General features: G+C 40.9%; 11 protein-coding genes. 6 read left to right on the plus strand and 5 right to left on the minus strand.

The window, feature by feature from the left end; genetic code table 11:
- Window positions 1–29 precede the first annotated feature (29 nt).
- The gene (locus B2O97_RS05635) at window positions 30–1,286 is read left to right on the plus strand and encodes a hypothetical protein (RefSeq protein WP_286767088.1); all 1,257 of its coding nucleotides are present in this window, start codon (window positions 30–32) and stop codon (window positions 1,284–1,286) included.
- Between the two features lie 64 nt (window positions 1,287–1,350).
- Here B2O97_RS05635 and B2O97_RS05640 read toward each other — a convergent pair whose 3' ends face one another.
- The gene (locus B2O97_RS05640) at window positions 1,351–2,085 is read right to left on the minus strand and encodes a GntR family transcriptional regulator (protein WP_046674612.1); all 735 of its coding nucleotides are present in this window, start codon (window positions 2,083–2,085) and stop codon (window positions 1,351–1,353) included.
- Between the two features lie 93 nt (window positions 2,086–2,178).
- On the opposite strand from B2O97_RS05640, the gene B2O97_RS05645 reads away from it, so the two are divergent.
- From B2O97_RS05645 to B2O97_RS05655, 3 genes are read left to right on the plus strand one after another with little or no spacing between them, the layout of a single operon-like run.
- Entirely contained in the window at window positions 2,179–3,516 is a 1,338-nt protein-coding gene (locus B2O97_RS05645) for a sugar porter family MFS transporter (protein WP_286753852.1), read from the plus strand.
- A gap of 50 nt (window positions 3,517–3,566) precedes the next feature.
- A complete protein-coding gene (locus tag B2O97_RS05650) occupies window positions 3,567–5,321 on the plus strand; it encodes a class I mannose-6-phosphate isomerase (protein ID WP_286767089.1) in 1,755 nt (584 codons plus the stop codon).
- A 30-nt stretch (window positions 5,322–5,351) separates the two neighbouring features.
- Window positions 5,352–6,650 (plus strand): hypothetical protein, encoded by a 1,299-nt coding sequence (locus tag B2O97_RS05655; RefSeq protein WP_286767090.1) that lies wholly within the window; start codon window positions 5,352–5,354, stop codon window positions 6,648–6,650.
- A gap of 315 nt (window positions 6,651–6,965) precedes the next feature.
- On the opposite strand, the gene B2O97_RS05660 is transcribed toward B2O97_RS05655, so the two are convergent.
- The 4 genes from B2O97_RS05660 to B2O97_RS05675 all read right to left on the minus strand — a co-directional run bounded on the left by B2O97_RS05660 (window position 6,966) and on the right by B2O97_RS05675 (window position 13,682).
- Window positions 6,966–8,378 carry a c-type cytochrome domain-containing protein gene (locus tag B2O97_RS05660; protein ID WP_286767091.1) on the minus strand — a complete coding sequence of 471 codons (1,413 nt, stop codon included), beginning with the start codon at window positions 8,376–8,378 and terminating at the stop codon, window positions 6,966–6,968.
- Window positions 8,375–9,247: a sugar phosphate isomerase/epimerase family protein gene (locus B2O97_RS05665; protein ID WP_286767092.1), complete on the minus strand. Its 873-nt coding sequence runs from the start codon at window positions 9,245–9,247 to the stop codon at window positions 8,375–8,377. The genes B2O97_RS05660 and B2O97_RS05665 overlap by 4 nt, the downstream gene beginning before the upstream one ends.
- Window positions 9,248–9,251: 4 nt before the next feature.
- Entirely contained in the window at window positions 9,252–10,751 is a 1,500-nt protein-coding gene (locus tag B2O97_RS05670; protein WP_286767093.1) for a DUF1501 domain-containing protein, read from the minus strand.
- A gap of 174 nt (window positions 10,752–10,925) precedes the next feature.
- Complete coding sequence (locus B2O97_RS05675; protein WP_286767094.1) at window positions 10,926–13,682, minus strand: DUF1553 domain-containing protein; 2,757 nt, start codon at window positions 13,680–13,682, stop codon at window positions 10,926–10,928.
- Window positions 13,683–14,197: 515 nt separating this feature from the next.
- On the opposite strand from B2O97_RS05675, the gene B2O97_RS05680 reads away from it, so the two are divergent.
- Both B2O97_RS05680 and B2O97_RS05685 read left to right on the plus strand, forming a co-directional pair.
- Complete coding sequence (locus tag B2O97_RS05680; RefSeq protein WP_286767095.1) at window positions 14,198–16,435, plus strand: glycosyl hydrolase family 95 catalytic domain-containing protein; 2,238 nt, start codon at window positions 14,198–14,200, stop codon at window positions 16,433–16,435.
- Window positions 16,436–16,681: 246 nt separating this feature from the next.
- A complete protein-coding gene (locus B2O97_RS05685; RefSeq protein ID WP_286767096.1) occupies window positions 16,682–19,093 on the plus strand; it encodes a TonB-dependent siderophore receptor in 2,412 nt (803 codons plus the stop codon).
- Window positions 19,094–19,119 lie beyond the last annotated feature (26 nt).

Raw genomic sequence — 19,119 nt, forward strand, 5'->3', positions numbered from 1 at the left:
CAATCCTAATTAATTACAATACAACCACAATGAAAAAAAACACCACATTTTTTAGTCTAATACTTCTGTTACTCGGAACCCAACTATCAGCACAACAAACAAAACCCGACCGCATCAAAGAAGGTTTCAATGCGGGCAGTGGCTACTCACAAATTTGGGCCAGAGATCTCAATACATTCATCGAAACCGCATTGGAAGAGCGGTCCCAAGCGGACATTAGAGGGGCTATTTTAGTATTTTTTAAGATGCAACAGCCCAATGGCGAAATGGTAGACGGCTATGTACTAAAGAAAGACTTTACCTGGCATGATGATACACCCTACTATTCAAAAAACGCTCCTGATCATGTGGGTTTTAAAAACACGGTAGAAACCGACCAGGAAACGTCACTCATCCAATTGTTGGGTAAATACATAATAAAAACAAAGGATTACAGTATCTTGGAGGAGTCTGTCGGTGGAATTTCTGTAAAAGACCGTATCCAACTTATGTTGGATTATCTGAAAAAGGAACGGTTCAACCAAAAGTATCAGCTACTTTGGGGTGCGATGACAGCAGATTGGGGAGATGTACAGCCCAACGACAGCTTTGGTTGTGATTGGAATGACCAACTTTCCAATGAGGCAATCGATATTTATGACAACGCGATGTTTATTATTGCATTGCAGACCTTGATTGAAATCCAGCCCAACTCTCCCAAGGTGGCGGAATGGAAAGGATTAAAAAAGAGTCTCGAAACGAACAGTAGACGTTATTTAAGGGATAAGAAAAAACAAAAATTCATTCCGCACATATACCCTAAGACATCACCTATTCCTAAAGGATTTGATGAAAATACGATCCATTATCATGGCGGCACCGCCATCGCTATAGAAGCGGGGCTACTAACACCTTCAGAAATAAAAACAGTCAACAAACAAATGCTTGAAAACGTGCGGTTATCTGGCATGCCGAGTATTGGATTGACCTTATACCCAACCTATCCAGCTGGATTTTTCATTGGCGGAATGGCTCAGCCTTACCAATACCAAAATGGTGGTGATTGGACCTGGTTTGGCGGACGGATGATCCAGCAACTCGTTTTAAATGGCTTTTATCAGGAAGCCTATACCGAACTCCAACCGATGATCGATCGGGTTGTGAAAAACAAAGGATTTTATGAATGGTATGGTCAAAATAACGTACCCAGTGGATCAGGAAAATTCAAAGGTTCAGCAGGCGTGCTGAGTAAAGCAATAGCTCTCCTAGAAAGCTGGGCTGAAACTACCCTGGAAAAGAATCATTAAAAGAATAAATAAATTAGCTATTCACTCATCCAATTAATCCATTCAAAAAGGATGAGTGAATTCCCTAATAATCTCTTCTGCTTTCGACAGTATAGGTAAAACTTTCCGCGCGGTAGAACCCCAAATTATATTCAATCGGCTTCCCAGATTGGTCAAATACAAAGCGCTTGCGGGACAGAATAGGATCACCGATATTAATCTCCAATTTATCAGCTATAAATTTATTTGCGGCCATTGCATCCAGCTCTTCCTGAGAAAGATCTGCAACGACATGATAATCTGCTTCTAAGATCTCATATAAAGGTCTCTTAAAATCTTCATCGCCGTTTAAACCTATACGCGGATGGAAGTAAGAGATAAAATAAACAAATGGGTCATCTTTCTTTCCTCTCAGACGTTCTAGTTTTAATAGCTTTTGGTCCTCATCTACATTAAAAAACTTCGAGACTGCTTTGTCCGGAACAACCCAGCTGACGTGAAGCTCAAAATTCTTTACCTCAATTCCTCGGTTTTTCATCTCTTGTGAGAAACTCAGCCAATTCTTGGATTTGGAACTAAATTTGGAACTAGCCACCTTCGTGCCTATTCCCTTCTTTCTAATGAGCAACTCCTCGTAGACTAGTTTATTGATCGCCAAACGCAAAGTAGAACGGGAAATTGCCAATCTTTTTGCTAATTCAATTTCGTTGGGCAATAACTTACCCTCTATATATTCAGGCTGCTTAATTAATTCGCGTAACAAATTCTCTGCTTGTATATGCAGCGGAACAGGGCTTTTATGATCTATTTTTAAATTCATCAGTTGGATTGCTTGTGCTAAAATAAGATTTTTTGCATAATTAAAAAAATAGATATATGTTTGTATGTATATACATATTAATATAAACCGCAGATGTCAAAGAGATTTATCATCATTTTATGTATCGTTTCACTTGGAGGACTCCTTTTCGGTTTCGATATGGCTGTAATTGCAGGTGCATTGCCGTTAGTAAAGCAATTTTTCGGACTATCTCCTGCTCAAGAGGGCGTTTTTGTCAGTTCAGCCCTGCTAGGCTGTATTGTCGGTGTATTTTTCACAGGACCATTAACAGATAAATACGGCCGAAAACCAGCCTTTGTTACTGCGGCCCTGCTCTTTTTATGCTCAGCAATTGGCTGTGGATTCAGTCCTTCTTATAGCATATTAATTGCAAGTAGAAGCATTGGGGGCTTGGGTGTTGGAATAGCCTCAATCGTTGTGCCCTTATATCTCGCTGAAATATCGCCAAGTAAATTTAGAGGAAGATCAGTCACCTGTTACCAACTCGCTATTACATTCGGGATCCTTTTTGCGTATATCAGCAATTATTTGATTCTCGAATATAGCTCCGCACAGCAAAATGAACTCTGGCGAACTATGTTTTTAGTTGGTGCAGTACCGGCTTTATTGTTATGCATCGGAGTTTACTTTATTCCTGAAAGTCCACGTTGGCTATCTAAAAATGGGCGGAACACGGAAGTAGCAGCGATCAGTGGCGCGTTAGGACTATCGGATATACAAGAGGTCGGCAACGTTTCCTCGAAGGGAAATCTACGTGATCTCTTCTCGCCTATTTATCGCAAGGCCTTCCTATTGGGCTTGTTCCTTCCTTTATTTTCACAGCTCAGTGGCATAAACGCAATTGTCTACTATGGTCCGAGCATATTGCTTGAATCTGGTATTTCATTAAATAATTCCTATCATGCTCAACTATTCTTTGGAGCCGCCAATGTGTTATTTACTTTCTTTGCCATCTGGAAGGTTGACAATTGGGGTAGACGTCCCTTATATCTTTTGGGAACGGTAGGTGCTACCCTGAGTTTGCTGGTTACTGGATATCTTTTTAATCAAGGTCAAGTCAATAATATCGCATTGATTATCGCTATACTTTCGTTCTTATTTTTCTTTGCTTTTTCCATTGGCCCGCTAAAATTTGTTGTGGCGGCCGAAATCTTCCCTAATGCCATCCGGGCTCGTGCCATGGGTATCAGTATTATGGTGATGTGGATTTCCGATGCTATCGTGGGACAACTAACACCCATTCTACTCGCTTCCTGGGGGGCCCGCTATACGTTCTGGTTGTTTGCATTTTTCTGTGCCATCGCATTCCTTGTTGTACTTGCATTCCTTCCGGAAACAAAGGGCAAACCTTTGGAAGAGATCGAAAAATTCTGGATTGAAAAGCACAATAAAAAATCAACAAACAAGTAAGCAAAAAGCGACTTAATCCAACATCATTCATTTGCAATAAATTACATTATATGTATTCTAATACTCAAACAAAACCTTTTCAGTACGAAATCACACCGACGTTTCCGGTTCAAGGAACACTATCAAATTCCTACACGGATCTTGTTGCACATCTCATTACACATAATATACATAGCGTTGATGGTTTTGTAGGTGTTGACTGGGCTACAATCATCCCCAAGCTAAAGCAAGAATTTGAAAAACAGGGCGTAACTCCACGATTTATTGCCATGGATTCAGCTTTAAAAACTGAATCAGCGATCCAGGGGCTTGTCGCACCATACCTCGGTGGCGACGATCCATTATTTGGAAAAAAGGCCGGGATTCAACTCATTGAATACTTTGACACCCAAAAGCTTGCGGACCTTCAAACCATACGAGCAAACGCCGAATCAATACAAGCTGAGTATACCATCTTTTATGGCCCTGGAGCATCATTAGTCGATACGTCTAGTCAGCTGATGTTTATTGATCTGCCCAAAAACGTGCTAATTCAACGTATGCGTGCGGGAGAAGCTTCAAACTTAGGTTGTTCAAGACAGACCAATCAAAAGGAAACTTACAAACGTTACTATTTTGTCGACTGGGAAATATTGAATAGACATAAAAGGTCTATCCTTTCCCGTGTCGAAATTCTTGCCGATCAACAATCGTCCCAAAACCTACCATGGATCACAGGGAAGGATCTACATGCTACTTTGCTGGCCATGTCCCAAAATTACTTCCGCGTACGACCAACTTTTGAACCCGGCGTATGGGGTGGACAGTGGATGAAAGAGCACCTTTCAGGCATAAATCAGCATGTCAAAAACTATGCGTGGTCCTTCGAAATGATTGTCCCTGAGAATGGCATTTTGCTCGAAGCAGATGGACATACACTCGAAATTTCATTTGATCAATTGATGTTTCAAGAAAGTGCCAATGTGCTTGGTCATGCCCAGCAACGTTTCGATGTTGAATTCCCGATACGCTTCAATTTTCTGGATACCTTTGATGGCGGCAACCTATCCATTCAATGTCACCCTAGTCCAGCCTATGCAAAAACAGAATTTGGAGAAAACTTCACACAGGACGAATCATACTATATCGTTGATAGAAAAGAGGACGCACAAGTGTATCTGGGCTTTCAGCAATCCATTGATGCAGACAAATTTCGCTCAGCTTTAGAAGAGAGCTTCCATACCGGAACAGCCATGGATATCGAGCAATACGTTCAAAAATTCGAATCCAAGAAACACCAATTGTATTTGATACCACATGGTACTGTACATTCTTCCGGCGTGAATAATCTCGTACTCGAAATCAGTGCAACACCTTACAATTATACCTTTAAAATGTACGACTGGGTGCGTCCGGATTTAGATGGGAAACCACGCCCATTAAATATTGATAGAGCATTCGCCAACCTCAATTTTAGCCGAAAAGGTGATGTCGTAAAAAACACGCTGCTTGCTCAGCCCACTGAAGTAGCCCTTGATGCGCAAGCAACAAGAATACATTTGCCAACGCATGAAGATCATTTCTACGATGTTTTTAGATACGAATTCGATCAGGATGTTGCAATTGAAACACAAGGACAGTGTCACATCATGATGCTTGTGGAGGGGGAGGCAATTGAGCTGACGACAGCAAATGGCATGAAGAAAGTCTTTCATTATGCTGAGACTTTTGCTGTTCCTGCTGCTGCCGGATCCTATACATTGCGTAATTTAGGAAACGATAAGGCAAAGGTTATCCAATCTTTTGTCAAAGAATCCAAATGTTAATCAAACCATTTACTATAAACTAACAGCACAATGAGAACTCTATTTTTTGCGTTATCTTCGTCTCTCCTATTACTGTCCTGCCAAAATGCTGGCGGTAAGGTTTCGACAAGCAATTTACAGGACAGCATCCAAAAAGACAGCAGCTTCAATCTTGTCAAAGATATGGCTACTAACGTCATTAAAAGTGGATTCAATGCGGGGGATGGATACAGTGAGGTGTGGATTAGAGATTACAATACATTTATCACCTTAGCAACAAAAGTCCATCCCCATGAACAGATCAAAGATCAATTAGCTTTGTTTTTTAAGCTACAAGGTCCTGATGGTAATATTGCCGATGGTTTTGTCAAAAAATCCAGCTTAAAAAATGGCGTATCGGACTATTATACCATCACTAGTCCCTTAGCTCCTGATTATGCAGCACACAAAAATACAGTTGAAACGGACCAGGAGTCTTCTTTGATCCATGCGGTACATAAATATATCGCTGCAACGAAAGATAAGGCTTTTCTCGATGAAAAAATTGGAAATGCGGCTGTAAAGGATCGCATGGAGCATGCTTTACAATTTTTATTGGACAAACGTTATAATGCTACTTATGGTTTACTTTGGGGCGCAACTACAGTCGATTGGGGTGACGTTCAACCTGAACACGATTGGGGTGTCCACCTGGATGAAAATTCGCATATTGCTTTGGACATCTACGACAATGCAATGTTTTTGATCGCGCTTGACAATTACATGGATCTTTTCCCTGAGAAAAAAGAAAAGTGGGGAAAAATCAGAGCGTCTATAGCAAGTAATACCATGAAACACCTTTGGGACGAAAAGAACCAAAAGTTTATTCCCCATATTTATATCAAAGGCTCTCCATTTGCGGCTGATTTTGATGAAAATCAAATCTATTATCATGGTGGAACAGCAATTGCTATTGAGGCTAATTTGCTCAGCAAAGAGCAAATAAAAGTTTCATTGGATAAAATGATTAAAAATGTAAAAGATGCTGGTGCAGCAACAATTGGACTTACTGTGTACCCGACTTATCCGGCAGGCTCATTTAAGAACAAAGGCATGTATCCTTACGGTTATCAAAATGGTGGGGACTGGACCTGGTTTGGTGGTCGTATGATTCAGCAGCTTGTTAAAAATGGCTTTCAACAGGAAGCTTATGCGCAAATACAGCCGATGCTTGCCCTTGTTATCAAAAACAAAGGATTTTATGAATGGTACACAAAAGATAACAAACCAGAGGGCTCTGGAACTTTTAGAGGTGAAGCAGGTGTCCTTTACGATGCCATCGAGTTATTAGAAGATGCTGGCACGAAATAAAAACAGCTTATCGTGATGTAAAAAGAGCAGCAGGAAATTCCTTGCTGCTCTTTTATTTGAAATCGTCACCTCCGCATTCCTATTCCTATTCCTATTCCTATTCCTATTCCTATTCCTATTCCTATTCCTATTCCTCCTATCCCACTCTAGCGCATTTTGTATCATTCCCCTTATACATTCGCTTCGTATCTGCTAAAAAATCCTGTTTATTTTCCTTAAATTACTTGTCCATGTCGCCCCAATTGTTAAATTGTACAAGAGCATTCTATTTGGATCGCGGATTTCCAGCGTATAGCCAGCAATTCCAACAACAGCTCAAAACCTGATTGTATCGGTTTCAATAAAAGGTAAACTATAATTACCGGTATCTGCCTTAATCTTAGCGTTCAGCTGCTTTATCGTAGCGACTTCCTGATTTGCGGTTTTATAGAGATAGACGTTTTTTAAACTCGGAAGGTCGTTCAGTTTTGACAGACCTTTTGAGGTAACTTTTGTTCCCGTCAGATTTAAATACGTTAATTTTGACAGACCTTTCAACTGGCTCAATCCGGCATCGGAAATTTCTGTATTTTCCAGATGTAGGCGGGAAAGACTCGGCATTGCCGAAAATGTTGAGAAAGCAAGATCTGTAACAGCTGTATTTCCTAATTTCAGCTGTACAATATTATCCTTAATACTTAATAATTCCTGTAGGTCCTTATCATTAAATTGAGGATAATTAATGGCATTAACCAACACAAAGTTATTATCTTTTGCAACTTGGATGATCTTAATACCCTTAGCCTGCCAAGCATCGATTTTATCTTTTGGCAAAGCTGGCGCCGCAGGTAAATCTGCATATAATACCGATGGAGTGTCTTTTTCCCCTGTTTCCAATTTTTTCAACAAATGAGCGATTTCCTCCGTTTGTGGTATTTCACGCACTTTTTTATCAAAATTGGCTCCTTGATCTATCCACCAGGCAATCAGTCTGATCTGATCAGGAGTTATCGGCGTACGACCTTTAGGTGGCATTCGCTTCTTATGTCCCTCAGGTAATACCAACCTGGCATATAATTCACTCTTTTTCGAATCGCTTGCATGCAGTACTGTGCCATTCTCTCCTCCTTTTAACAAATTCTCTTTTGTATCCAATGCCAGCCCCCCTTCCTGCTTTTTTTTTCCATGGCAGCTTTGACAACGCTGTTTAAGAATAGGTTGAATAATTCCATTATAGGCATCTGCTTCCTGTGCATTTTGAACGATAAGAACCTCCTCTTTGTCTTCTTCCGTTTTAAACAGCTTTTTTAGTGCCACTGGCATAGCTTCGACAAAGTAGCCCTTTCCATGCGTCAATGTTCCACCATAGTGTCCAGTGACCCCAATCATGATTACTACGAGAAAAAAAAGCCAAAAGCGAAATGCAGCAGAAGATTCTTTACGATAGAGAAACCACAATAATAAGCTGCTCAACGCCACGACAATTCCTAACCACTTGTGATAGCTCAGTACATCCTCCTCATAACCTCCATTTCGTGAAAGCAGATAACCCGATAAAGCAGCCACTATGGCGGCTATAGTCCCTAGGAATAAGGAGAGCTTAATAGCAGGCAAATACATAGCTCCGCCTTTAAACTGCGCAATAATTGCCATAACAAAAGCCAACAACAATATGCCGATCGGTAGGTGGACCAAAAGAGGATGAAATCGTCCCGAAAAGCCCAATAATTCATCAAAGAAAACCATCATTCTTTATATCTGTCTTTGAGTAAATGCAACATATAGACATTGATTGACCACTGATCGGCCACCGGTTGTTGTGTAAATGGCAATGTGGGTAAATAACCCGCTGGGCCAAACTCGGTTGTTATGGTTAATAACTTCATCCCGTTATCCTTGTGTTTAGCAACAACTTTATCCCACCAGGCCAAATGTTGTGCAACAATACTCTTCCATTCAGGGGCGGCGGGGTCGTTGACTTGTGGTCCTTCGGGATGCCCAATGCGTGCATGAATGTGCTCAGTTCTGGACAGTGCCTTTGTTACGGCCTCGGTCTGATCAGAAAGCATTGATTCGTGTACATTGCACCAATGCGAAATATCCAACGCAAGTTGTAACGTCGGAATCTTCTCTAAATATTCTTTTGTTACATGGGCTGCAAAACTAAATCTTCCGCGGTGTGTCTCATGATAAACGGGAATACGGTACTTATTTTTAGCTGCATCAGCAAGCTCAATCAATGTTTTGTTCTGTTCAAACGAGTAATAATCTTTACCTGTATGGCAATTAATATAATCGGGTTTCAGCTGTGCTGCTTCATCCAAATTACGCTTAAAACTTTCTTTATATTCCTCATAAGTTCCGCCAGATCCCCCTGAAAGTAACCCTAAACTCAATCCATGTTTATGTAATGCATCGATCATCTCTTTGCGCTCTTTGGGACTACCAGGTAACCAGGATTCAACACCATCGTAACCTGCATTTTTCACACGGAGACAGAACGTATCCCAGGAATCACTATTTCCCCAATTGGTGCAATAATATTTAATGTGCAACTGCTGGGCAGTCATGGATAGAAAACTGCTCATAAATAAAATTAATACTAGAAATTGTTTCATTTTTTTAAATTATAGCTTGAATTAGTTCACCCTCCACATCTGTCAATCGGAATGGTCTTCCCTGAAAATCGTATGTAAATTTCTCATGATCAAAACCCAAAAGATGAAGCATGGTCGCATGGACATCGTGTACAGAACTACGCCCTTCTACCCCGGCGAACCCGATATCATCGGTTTGACCGTAACTTATACCATTACGAACTCCTCCACCTGCCATCCAGATGGTATAGGCATCGGTATGATGATCACGTCCCAGGAATGGCATGTCGCTGTTGTCCCTATTTTCTTGCATCGGTGTGCGCCCAAATTCCCCGCCCCACACCACCAGTGTTTCTTCCAGCAAACCACGTTGCTTTAGATCCATAATTAATGCGGTCATTGGTCGATCAATCTCTCGGCATTTATTTCTAAAACCGAGATCAATCGAATCTGCTGGATTTGTACCGTGACTGTCCCAGCCCCAATCAAATAACTGAACGAATCTCACCCCTTGTTCTACGAGTTTCCGAGCCAATAGGCAATTATTGGCGAACGATTCCTTACCAGGCTCTGTTCCGTACAATTCGTGAATATAAGCCGGTTCATTATTGATGTCCATCACTTCAGGTACGGCTACCTGCATTTTATAAGCCATCTCATATTGTGCGATCCGCGACAAGGTTTCGGGGTCTTTAAAGGTATCGTACTCTGTTTTGTTGACGTTATTTATGGCATCGATCAAATCACGCTTCATACCCCTTCCCATTCCTTCAGGATCGGCAATGTACAATACGGGATCACCCTTTGAACGACATTGAACGCCTTGGTATACCGATGGTAAAAATCCACTTCCCCAGACACTTTTACCAGCATCAGGCGTTTTACCACCCGATGTTAACACAACAAAACAGGGGAAATTGCTATTTTCAGATCCCAGACCATAAGTTACCCATGAACCAATGCTAGGGCGACCGAGACGGGCACTTCCTGTATGCATAAACAATTGGGCCGGGCCGTGATTGAACTGATCGGTATGCACAGCCTTCAGAAAACTCACTTCATCAACGACTTTACTAAAATGAGGCAAATGATCTGATACCCAAGCCCCACTTGCTCCATACTGTTTAAAAGTAGCCTGTGGTCCCAACATTTTTGGAATCCCACGAATAAAAGCAAATTTCTTTCCTGCAAGCAAGGACTCCGGACAAGGTTGATTATGTAATTTCTGCAAGGCAGGCTTGTAATCAAATAACTCCAATTGTGATGGAGCGCCAGCCATATGCAGGTAAATGACACTTTTAGCCTTACCTGGGAAATGAGGTGGCTTGGGCACAAGTGGATTGAGTGCATTCAGATCCAACTTTTCTGCTGATTTTGACTGTCCCCATCCATTACAACTCGTTAACAAACTCCCCAAAGCAATACCGCCGATACCGGCCACACAATCTTTTAGAAAATGTCTTCTGGTGACAGCCTGCAATTCAAATTGTTGCGCTTCTTTTATTAGCTTATTTAGGTCTTTCATCTGACTATCATTACGTATGAACGAGCTGTGTCTCTAAAATTTTAGTGCGCAGCTTTAGCTCATTTCGGTTTATATTCTTACTATTTTATAGGTCTAACCTTCTCAATAAAAGACTTCGTTTTCATACGATAGTCCTTATTCAGAAGTTTCGGTCCATATTTATCATTTCAATATTTATGATTTCGTTAAAAATTCGTCCAAATTCAACACTGCATTCGCAACAAGCATGTAGGCAGCTTTTGAAGGCAGGACCTTTACATTGCTTTTTGCTAAATCTTCATTCAAAAATTTGGCTGCCGAATCAGGCTTTTTGCTGAAATCAACCAATGCCTTTTGATAAAGATGTTCCAGCTCTTTGAGTTTCTTTTCATCGGCATCCTTCAACATGGCACGTTTATAACCGACACGAATACCGTTCCGAAGGTTTCCATTTCCCTCTTTCTCCATAATAGTCCCCAGATGTTTAGCCGCTTCGAGATAAACAGGATCATTTAATGTGGCAAGCGCTTGCAGCGGTGTACTGGTGCGAATACGGTCGACCAAACAAACCTCCCTCCTAGAAGCATCAAAAGAAACAAAAGACGGATAAGGACTCGTACGCTTTAAAAACGTATAGATGCCCCTTCGGTATTGATCTTCTCCAGTACTTTTCACCCAGGACTCACCGCTATATAAAGTCATCCATACCCCATCCGGTTGGTAGGGCATTACACTTGGTCCATACATTTTGTTGCTGAGCAATCCACTTACAGCTAAAGCTTGGTCACGAATCTGTTCGGCAGATAATCTAAACCGAGGTCCCCTTGCCAAATAATAATTCTGTGGATCCTTCTCAAAATTGGAATTGTTCAAGCTAGAGGACTGCTTATACGTTCCGGATAAGACAATCTCGCGGATCAGTTTTTTAACGCTCCACTTTTTGGTATTCATCAGATCTATGGCAAGGTAATCCAATAACTCTCGGTGAATTGGCGGGATACTCTGAGTGCCCATATCTCCCAATGGTTCAACTAGGCCCCGGCCAAATAGCTGTGCCCATACGCGATTAACTAAGGTTCGTGCTGTCAAGGGGTTTTCCTTACTGACAATCCACTGCGCAAACCCCAGACGGTTGCGCGGAGCGCCTTTCGGGAAACTATTCAGTGAAGCCGGAACTGTAGGCTGTACTTCCGCCCCCAGAGACAGACGGTTACCACGTATAAATACATTTGTTTTACGATGCATGTCTTTGGGATTTTCAATCATGATTGGCACACCTTCGGGTTGCATGTTGACCAACTGGAGAAAAGTCTTTTGAAAATTCATATTATCCAGTGACTTTTCATGTGGAAAGTTCTCACGAAATGCAAACCATTCAATCATGCAGATCGGCTGCCCATGCGCCACAGATGGATTTTTGAAAACCAGATATAAGTCATGTACACCGCGAGTCGGGAGTATGGGAGACTGAATAACCTGTCTTCCATTTGTACTCGGCAAATCAATAACGGCGAGAATTGGTCCTGTAGGTTTATCCACGTGAATTTCTAATTTTCCACCTACCGCGCCTGTCCAGAAATTCATAAAAAATTGCTGTTTACTATCCAAGTTTATTGCCCTTAACCGAGCCGATCCCCCAGTTCTAACCCCCAACCATTTCGTATCATAAAGCGCACCATCTACTATTTGATCGCTGTAATGCGCATGTATTTTGGGTTCAAGAGTGTGAAGGAATAGGTCTGTTGATTTTACCAAGCTTGCATTTCCTGTAGTCGACAACCACCTTTTTATACTGTCAATTCGCTTTTCATCTTGTGCCGTATAAAAACGAAGTTTAGGATGATCACCTTGGGTGTCTTCATCTCTGGTGTTGTTAAAAAAAGCTAACGATTTATAATACTCTTCAAATTTAAAGGGATCATAAGTATGACTATGGCATTGCACGCATTCGAAGGTTGTACTCAACCATACTTGATAGGTTGTATTTAAGCGATCCAAAACCGCAGCCATCCGAAATTCCTCACTATCGGTCCCCCCTTCATCATTATTCATGGTATTGCGATGGAAGGCGGTTGCGATAAGTTGATCCTTGTTTGGCTCCGGGAGCAAATCCCCAGCGAGCTGTTCAATCGTAAATTCATCATAAGGCATATCCTTGTTCAAGGCCTTAATGACCCAATCCCGATAGGACCATATCGTGCGCGAACCATCCTTCTCGTAACCCTTCGTATCTGCATATCGCGCCATATCCAACCACCAACTCGCCCACTTTTCGCCATATTTCTGCGACGCCAGCAATCTATCTACACGCAAGGTATAAGCATCATCACGCTGATCTGCTTCAAAGGCTTGAATTTCTGCCAACGTGGGTGGAATACCAATCAGATCTAAATACACTCTCCGTAGCAACAGTGCTTTATCGGCCTCATCAGCAAAGGATAATTTCTTCTCCTTCATCTTATCCAAAACAAAAAAATCAATCGTATTGTTCACCCCTTTAGGTTTGACACCAAATATGCCGAGCAATGAAAAAGGTTTAGGTACCTCAGTCTCCTTGGGCGTTGTATATGCCCAATGCTCTCCCCATTTGGCACCTTCATCGATCCATCTTTTGAGTATATCAATTTCATCATCGTTCAGTTTAGGGGCATTGTAAGGCATACGCAATTCAGGGTCATCGGAAATCAGTCTCTTTACCAGTTCACTGTGTTCGCCATCGCCACGAATAATTGCTGGTTTGCCAGACTCGGCTTTGGCGAAGGCCTCATTTTCAAAAAGAAAACTCAGTCCGCCATTTTTTTTAACCCCACCATGGCATGTGATACAATGTTTATTCAATATCGGTTTAACATCAGCGCTAAAATCAATTGGCTCTTTCTTTCCAAAGGTCAAAATGCTCGTACCAATAAGCACAAGCGCCAATAATGTTAGCACCACAATCTTTTTTCTCATAGCATTGGGATATATCTACTCTATAATATTTTAGGTTTATGCACTACAACGAAATAAATAATGATTGTTTTTTTCGTTAAGTGGTGCCGAAACTATCCGATAAATGTGCTAGTTTCGAGTAGGATAAAATTAGATAACAACACTGGATTATACTAAAACTGGATTAACAGAAACATAAACAATATTACCCTTTGCTCTTGCAAGATTTTCTGGATACTATATTCCCACTTGCTCAAAAGATTGATTTAAAACAGCATGATGTACTCTTTTCGGTTAAACTGCAGTCCCTAAAAACGGTACTTTTATACCATATTCTTTCGTCTCAAAAAGTATAACAATTTCGATACGAACTCACTTTTTTGATTTCATACACTGCATACATCTCAGTTAAATTTGCTTAAACGTGATTCCAGGATCAGGGCCATCGCTTTGCTAAAATAGTATGCAAAAAAGTAACAATAGTGTCAGTACCTCCCCATCCAGAGTTTTAAATTTACAAGCTAACCCTTTCAATTATGAAATATCTTTATTTAATACTATGCTGTTCGTTTACCCTGTTCTCTTTCGGGCAACCAACACCTGACAACAACCTCCATTTCGATCAGTTGGCTTCGCGATGGGATGAAGCCATTCCCTTGGGAAATGGTCAATTGGGTGCACTGATTTGGAAAAAAGACAATACGATTCGATTTTCACTTGATCGCGCAGATCTATGGGACGAAAGAAAGGCCTTTGCAATAGAAAACCACAATTTCAATTGGGTCCAACAACAAATAAAAAACAACAGCTACGGCATTGTACAACAGTGGGGAGACGCTCCTTATGACAGATCCTCCTATCCCACTAAGCTTCCAGCAGCGTCGCTGTTCTTTGACTTGGCGAAATTTGGCACTGTCGTTTCAAACGTACTTGATCTGGAACAGGCCACCAATATTCTTAGATTTAAAGATGGTAGGATATTAAAAACCTTCATACATGCCTATAAACCATTTGGCTATTTTGAAATCACAGGAAACAATGTTAGTGACCTTTTACCTCAATTAATTCCACATCAATATGAAAATAACACAAACAAAGACGAAAACAAAAGCGTTGTCGAAGGTCAAGATTTAGCAAGATTAGGGTATAAGCAAGGAGATATAATCCGCACCAGCAACTATGAAGTGCTGCACCAAAATACGTATGATGATCATTTTTTTGAAGTTGTATTGAGGTGGGAAAAAATATCCGCTAAAAAGCTGATTGGTTATTGGACAATCGTCAATGATCAAAAGGCAAGCCCATCTGCACTTTCCCTCAAAAAATACACCGAAGAAAAAGCAAGCCATTTGCATTGGTGGTCAAACTATTGGTCCAAATCAAGTATAACCATTCCTGATAAAAATCTTGAAAAACAATATTATCTTGATATGTATAAACTCGGTGCCGTCGCAAGAGAAGGTGCTCCAGCAATTACGCTTCAGGCCGTGTGGACGGCGGATAATGGTGGTCTTCCTCCTTGGAAAGGCGACTTTCACAATGACCTTAATACACAATTAAGCTACTGGCCAGCCTATTCGGGAAATAGATTGGCCGAAGCCAAAAGCTATACGGATTGGCTCTGGAAGATCCGCAAAAAAAACAAGGACTTTACAAAGCAATATTTTGGTGTCGATGGGCTGAATGTACCCGGTGTCCTCACATTAAATGGAGACCCTATGGGTGGATGGATTCAGTATTCTCTTTCTCCTACTATTGGTGCATGGGCGGCCCAGCATTTTTATTGGCAATGGAAATATAGCATGGATAAAACATTTCTAAAAGAACAAGCCTATCCCTATATCATGGAATCTGCAACTTACCTTAAAAATATAACCACACTAAAAAATGAACGCCGTTACCTGCCCTTGAGCAGCAATCCCGAATACAACGACAATAGTGTATCAGCATGGTTTGACAATTGGACTAATTTCGATCTTAGTTTAGCGCATTTTCTTTTCCAGGCTGCTACAGAGGTGAGTACAGCAATGGGCAAACCGCAAGAAGCAGAGAATTGGTTAAAATACAAGGCGCAACTACCTCACTATGCGGCCGATGAAACTGGGCTACAAGTTGCTGTAAATCTTCCAATGAAACATTCCCACCGTCATATGTCTCCCTATATGGCAATTTATCCATTGGATTTATTAGACATCAATAATCCGCAGGAAAAAGAGCTCATTGAGAGCTCCCTAAATCACATTGAAAAACTGGGTACACGAGCGTGGGTTGGTTATTCCTTTGCATGGATGGCTTGTTTACACGCGCGCGCTAAACAAGGAAAGGAAGCCGTAACCAATCTTCGAAAATTTGCGCAGAACTTTTGTTCCTCCAATTCCTTTCATTTGAATGGCGACCAAAAAGGCGGGCAATATTCAGACTTTACGTATCGACCATTTACCTTAGAAGGTAACTTTGCATTTGCACAAGGAATACACGAATTGCTCATTCAGAGCAAAAATAACTATGTAGAAGTTTTTCCGGCTTTACCTGCTGAATGGGCAACAGCGTCTTTCAAAAATTTGAGAACGATGGGTGGATTTATCGTAAGCGCTGAAAAAAAAGAAAATAAAATTGTTCTGCTGAAAATAACTGCTACCGAAGATGGTACCTTTCGAATTTTTGAACCCAAGGCACTCATGCACATCAGCACTAAGAAGCTCATACAGAGAGATAACACCATACAATATGTGAAATTAAAAAAGGGACAAACAGTCAACCTATGTAGCCTATAAAAACAATGGATTTGCCTTACCAAATAAAAAAAACACCTTACACAGTACCGATACAGTCAATTTAAGTCAACTGATAGCGTGCAAACAATGCAAAGAGCCCAAATCATCCAAAGCGATAATTTGGGTTCTTTGCATTGTTACATTACATTATTTAGAATGATTATAAAAAATAACAGATAATCCTTTGAAAAATGCAATAGGACTAATAACTTTACCGCTGTTTATAATTAATCTAAATAAAATTCAATGAATCGCATCATCATCTACCTTATGTTGCTTGTCCCAGGAGCTCTACTTGCGCAAGAACAGCACAAAGCAGAAATACTGGGTAAAATCCTTTCGTCCGACGGAAAGCCCATTGAAGGGATAACCGTCAGACTACAACCGCAAAACATAACAACTTCTACACGATCTAATGGTTCATATCAATTTAAATCACTTAAGCCGGGTCAGGCAAAATTAGCCATCTCAGCCATAGGTATTCAACCACATGAGCAGGAAGTCGAAATTACGGATGGTAAAAATAGGGTTCCTGATATTTACTTAATTGAAAATCAATCGACACTGCAAGAGATCGTTATTAATGGTAAAGGAAATAACAAATTCACACGGAAACAGAGTTTATATGTTTCCAAAATGCCAATGAAAAATATGGAGAACGCACAGTCGTATGCTGTCGTTACCAAAGAGTTGCTAAAAAGTCAGGTGATTACAAATTATGATGATGCATTAGCCAACGTTTCAGGAATTGATAAGCTTTGGTCGGCGACTGGACGGCCCGGAGACGGTGTTAGTTACTACACGTTGCGCGGTTTTAGTACGCAGGCTGCCATGATTAATGGTGTAGTCGGTATTTCCAGTACAAGTCCAGACCCTGCGAATCTCGAAACAATTGAAGTAATTAAAGGGCCCTCTGGTTCATTATATGGCGGTGCGGCTGTTGGTTTCGGTGGATTAATCAATAATATCACGAAAAAACCTTTAGATACCGTGGGCGGTCGGGTAAATTATATTTTTGGAAGTTTCGCACAACATCGCCTTACGGCAGATATATATGGCCCATTAACAGCAGATAAAAAATTGCTCGGACGAATCAATACAGCATTATCCCATACAGGTACCTATCAAGACGCAGGATTTAATAAGTCGGTGTTTATTACACCTTCACTAACCTATAAACCAAACGAGAAACTGGATATCCAACTCGATGTTGAACTTTACCAAAACAAGGCTACTAATCCACTGATGGTTTTTCTCAATCGTTCACGTCAATTATTTGCCAGAACCCCCGAGGCACTCCAATTCGATTTTGATAAGTCCTATACTGCTAACGACGTCACATTCAAAAACCCAACCACCAACCTCCGCGGAAATGTAGTGTACCGGTTTAATGAGCGGTGGACGTCCAATACCACTGTAAACTGGAATAACCGGAAGGCAGATGGCTACTTTCAATATGTGATGTACCTACAAAACAGCAATGACACACTTATTAACAGATATGCTGGTAAACAAAATTATGCTGCAAAAAATATCAATGCTCAACAGAACTTTATTGGTGATTTTCATATCGGTGAGCTTCGCAATAGACTACTTGTCGGTCTGGATTATTTATACCAGCAAACAGAAACACATAATTCGCCCTATGTCCTTGTAGACCAGATCAACACAGCAATAGATGATCCAGATTACTATAAATTTAATGCAGGAACCATTGACGCAGCCATAAGCGCTTCAACGGCAGCCAAAACGAACAATAGAGGTCGAAATCAAGTATTGGGAGCCTATGTTTCAAATGTATTGGATCTCACGTCGCAGCTACATCTAAACCTAGCGTTGCGTATGGATTATTTTGATAATAAAGGAACCTACAACTTCGATAAAGACACAACGACTGGGACTTACCATCAGACTGCGTTCTCACCCCGTTTCGGTTTGGTTTATGAAGCTGTAAAAGGTCAGGTATCACTATTCGCCAATTATCAAAATGGGTTTAAAAATGTATCTCCAGTTGTACAGCCACATCCCAGCATCTCGGGAGACTTCAAGCCCCAACAAGCCAAACAATGGGAAGCCGGAGTCAAATTAGACCTTTTAAACAACAAATTAGGCCTGACAGCAAGTTACTATGACATTTCAGTATATAATATGCTTCGTCCTGACATAGTCACCATTGACGGACAAACCTATAATATTAGTGTACAGGACGGCACGCGGTTGAGCCGGGGAGTTGACTTTGATGTAACATTGGCCCCTATTCAAGGTCTAAACCTCATTATGAGCTATAGTTATAACAATAGTAAGATGACTAAAGCAGACAAGAATGTCAACAATCTACGTCCGAAAGAAGCTGGGCCTAAACATCTTTCCAACATCTGGGCAAACTATAGCTTACAGCAAGGAAAACTAAAAGGACTAGGATTTGGTATCGGCATGAATTATGCAAGTGAAAATGTAATTACCAATAGTGTTGCAACTGGCACATTTACCCTTCCGTCTTACACACTCCTGAACGCGAGTCTATCTTATGGATTTAAACATTTTGAATTCGCCTTCAAAGCAAACAATTTAGGAAATCAAACTTATTTCAAAGGATGGACAACGGTAAACCCGCAAATGCCTAGAAATATACTTGGAAGTGTTGCCTATCAATTTTAAAAATATTTTTCTATAAAAAAAGCGTT

This window comes from Sphingobacterium sp. UBA865 (assembly GCF_002295765.1).
Taxonomy (GTDB): Bacteria; Bacteroidota; Bacteroidia; order Sphingobacteriales; family Sphingobacteriaceae; genus Sphingobacterium; species Sphingobacterium multivorum.

Bases quoted from the DNA above. Each gene is read 5' to 3' on its own strand.
- B2O97_RS05635 (WP_286767088.1), top strand. From the start codon at position 30: ATGAAAAAAAACACCACATTTTTTAGTCTAATACTTCTGTTACTCGGA.
- B2O97_RS05640 (WP_046674612.1), bottom strand. From the start codon at position 2,085: ATGAATTTAAAAATAGATCATAAAAGCCCTGTTCCGCTGCATATACAA.
- B2O97_RS05645 (WP_286753852.1), top strand. From the start codon at position 2,179: ATGTCAAAGAGATTTATCATCATTTTATGTATCGTTTCACTTGGAGGA.
- B2O97_RS05650 (WP_286767089.1), top strand. From the start codon at position 3,567: ATGTATTCTAATACTCAAACAAAACCTTTTCAGTACGAAATCACACCG.
- B2O97_RS05655 (WP_286767090.1), top strand. From the start codon at position 5,352: ATGAGAACTCTATTTTTTGCGTTATCTTCGTCTCTCCTATTACTGTCC.
- B2O97_RS05660 (WP_286767091.1), bottom strand. From the start codon at position 8,378: ATGATGGTTTTCTTTGATGAATTATTGGGCTTTTCGGGACGATTTCAT.
- B2O97_RS05665 (WP_286767092.1), bottom strand. From the start codon at position 9,247: ATGAAACAATTTCTAGTATTAATTTTATTTATGAGCAGTTTTCTATCC.
- B2O97_RS05670 (WP_286767093.1), bottom strand. From the start codon at position 10,751: ATGAAAGACCTAAATAAGCTAATAAAAGAAGCGCAACAATTTGAATTG.
- B2O97_RS05675 (WP_286767094.1), bottom strand. From the start codon at position 13,682: ATGAGAAAAAAGATTGTGGTGCTAACATTATTGGCGCTTGTGCTTATT.
- B2O97_RS05680 (WP_286767095.1), top strand. From the start codon at position 14,198: ATGAAATATCTTTATTTAATACTATGCTGTTCGTTTACCCTGTTCTCT.
- B2O97_RS05685 (WP_286767096.1), top strand. From the start codon at position 16,682: ATGAATCGCATCATCATCTACCTTATGTTGCTTGTCCCAGGAGCTCTA.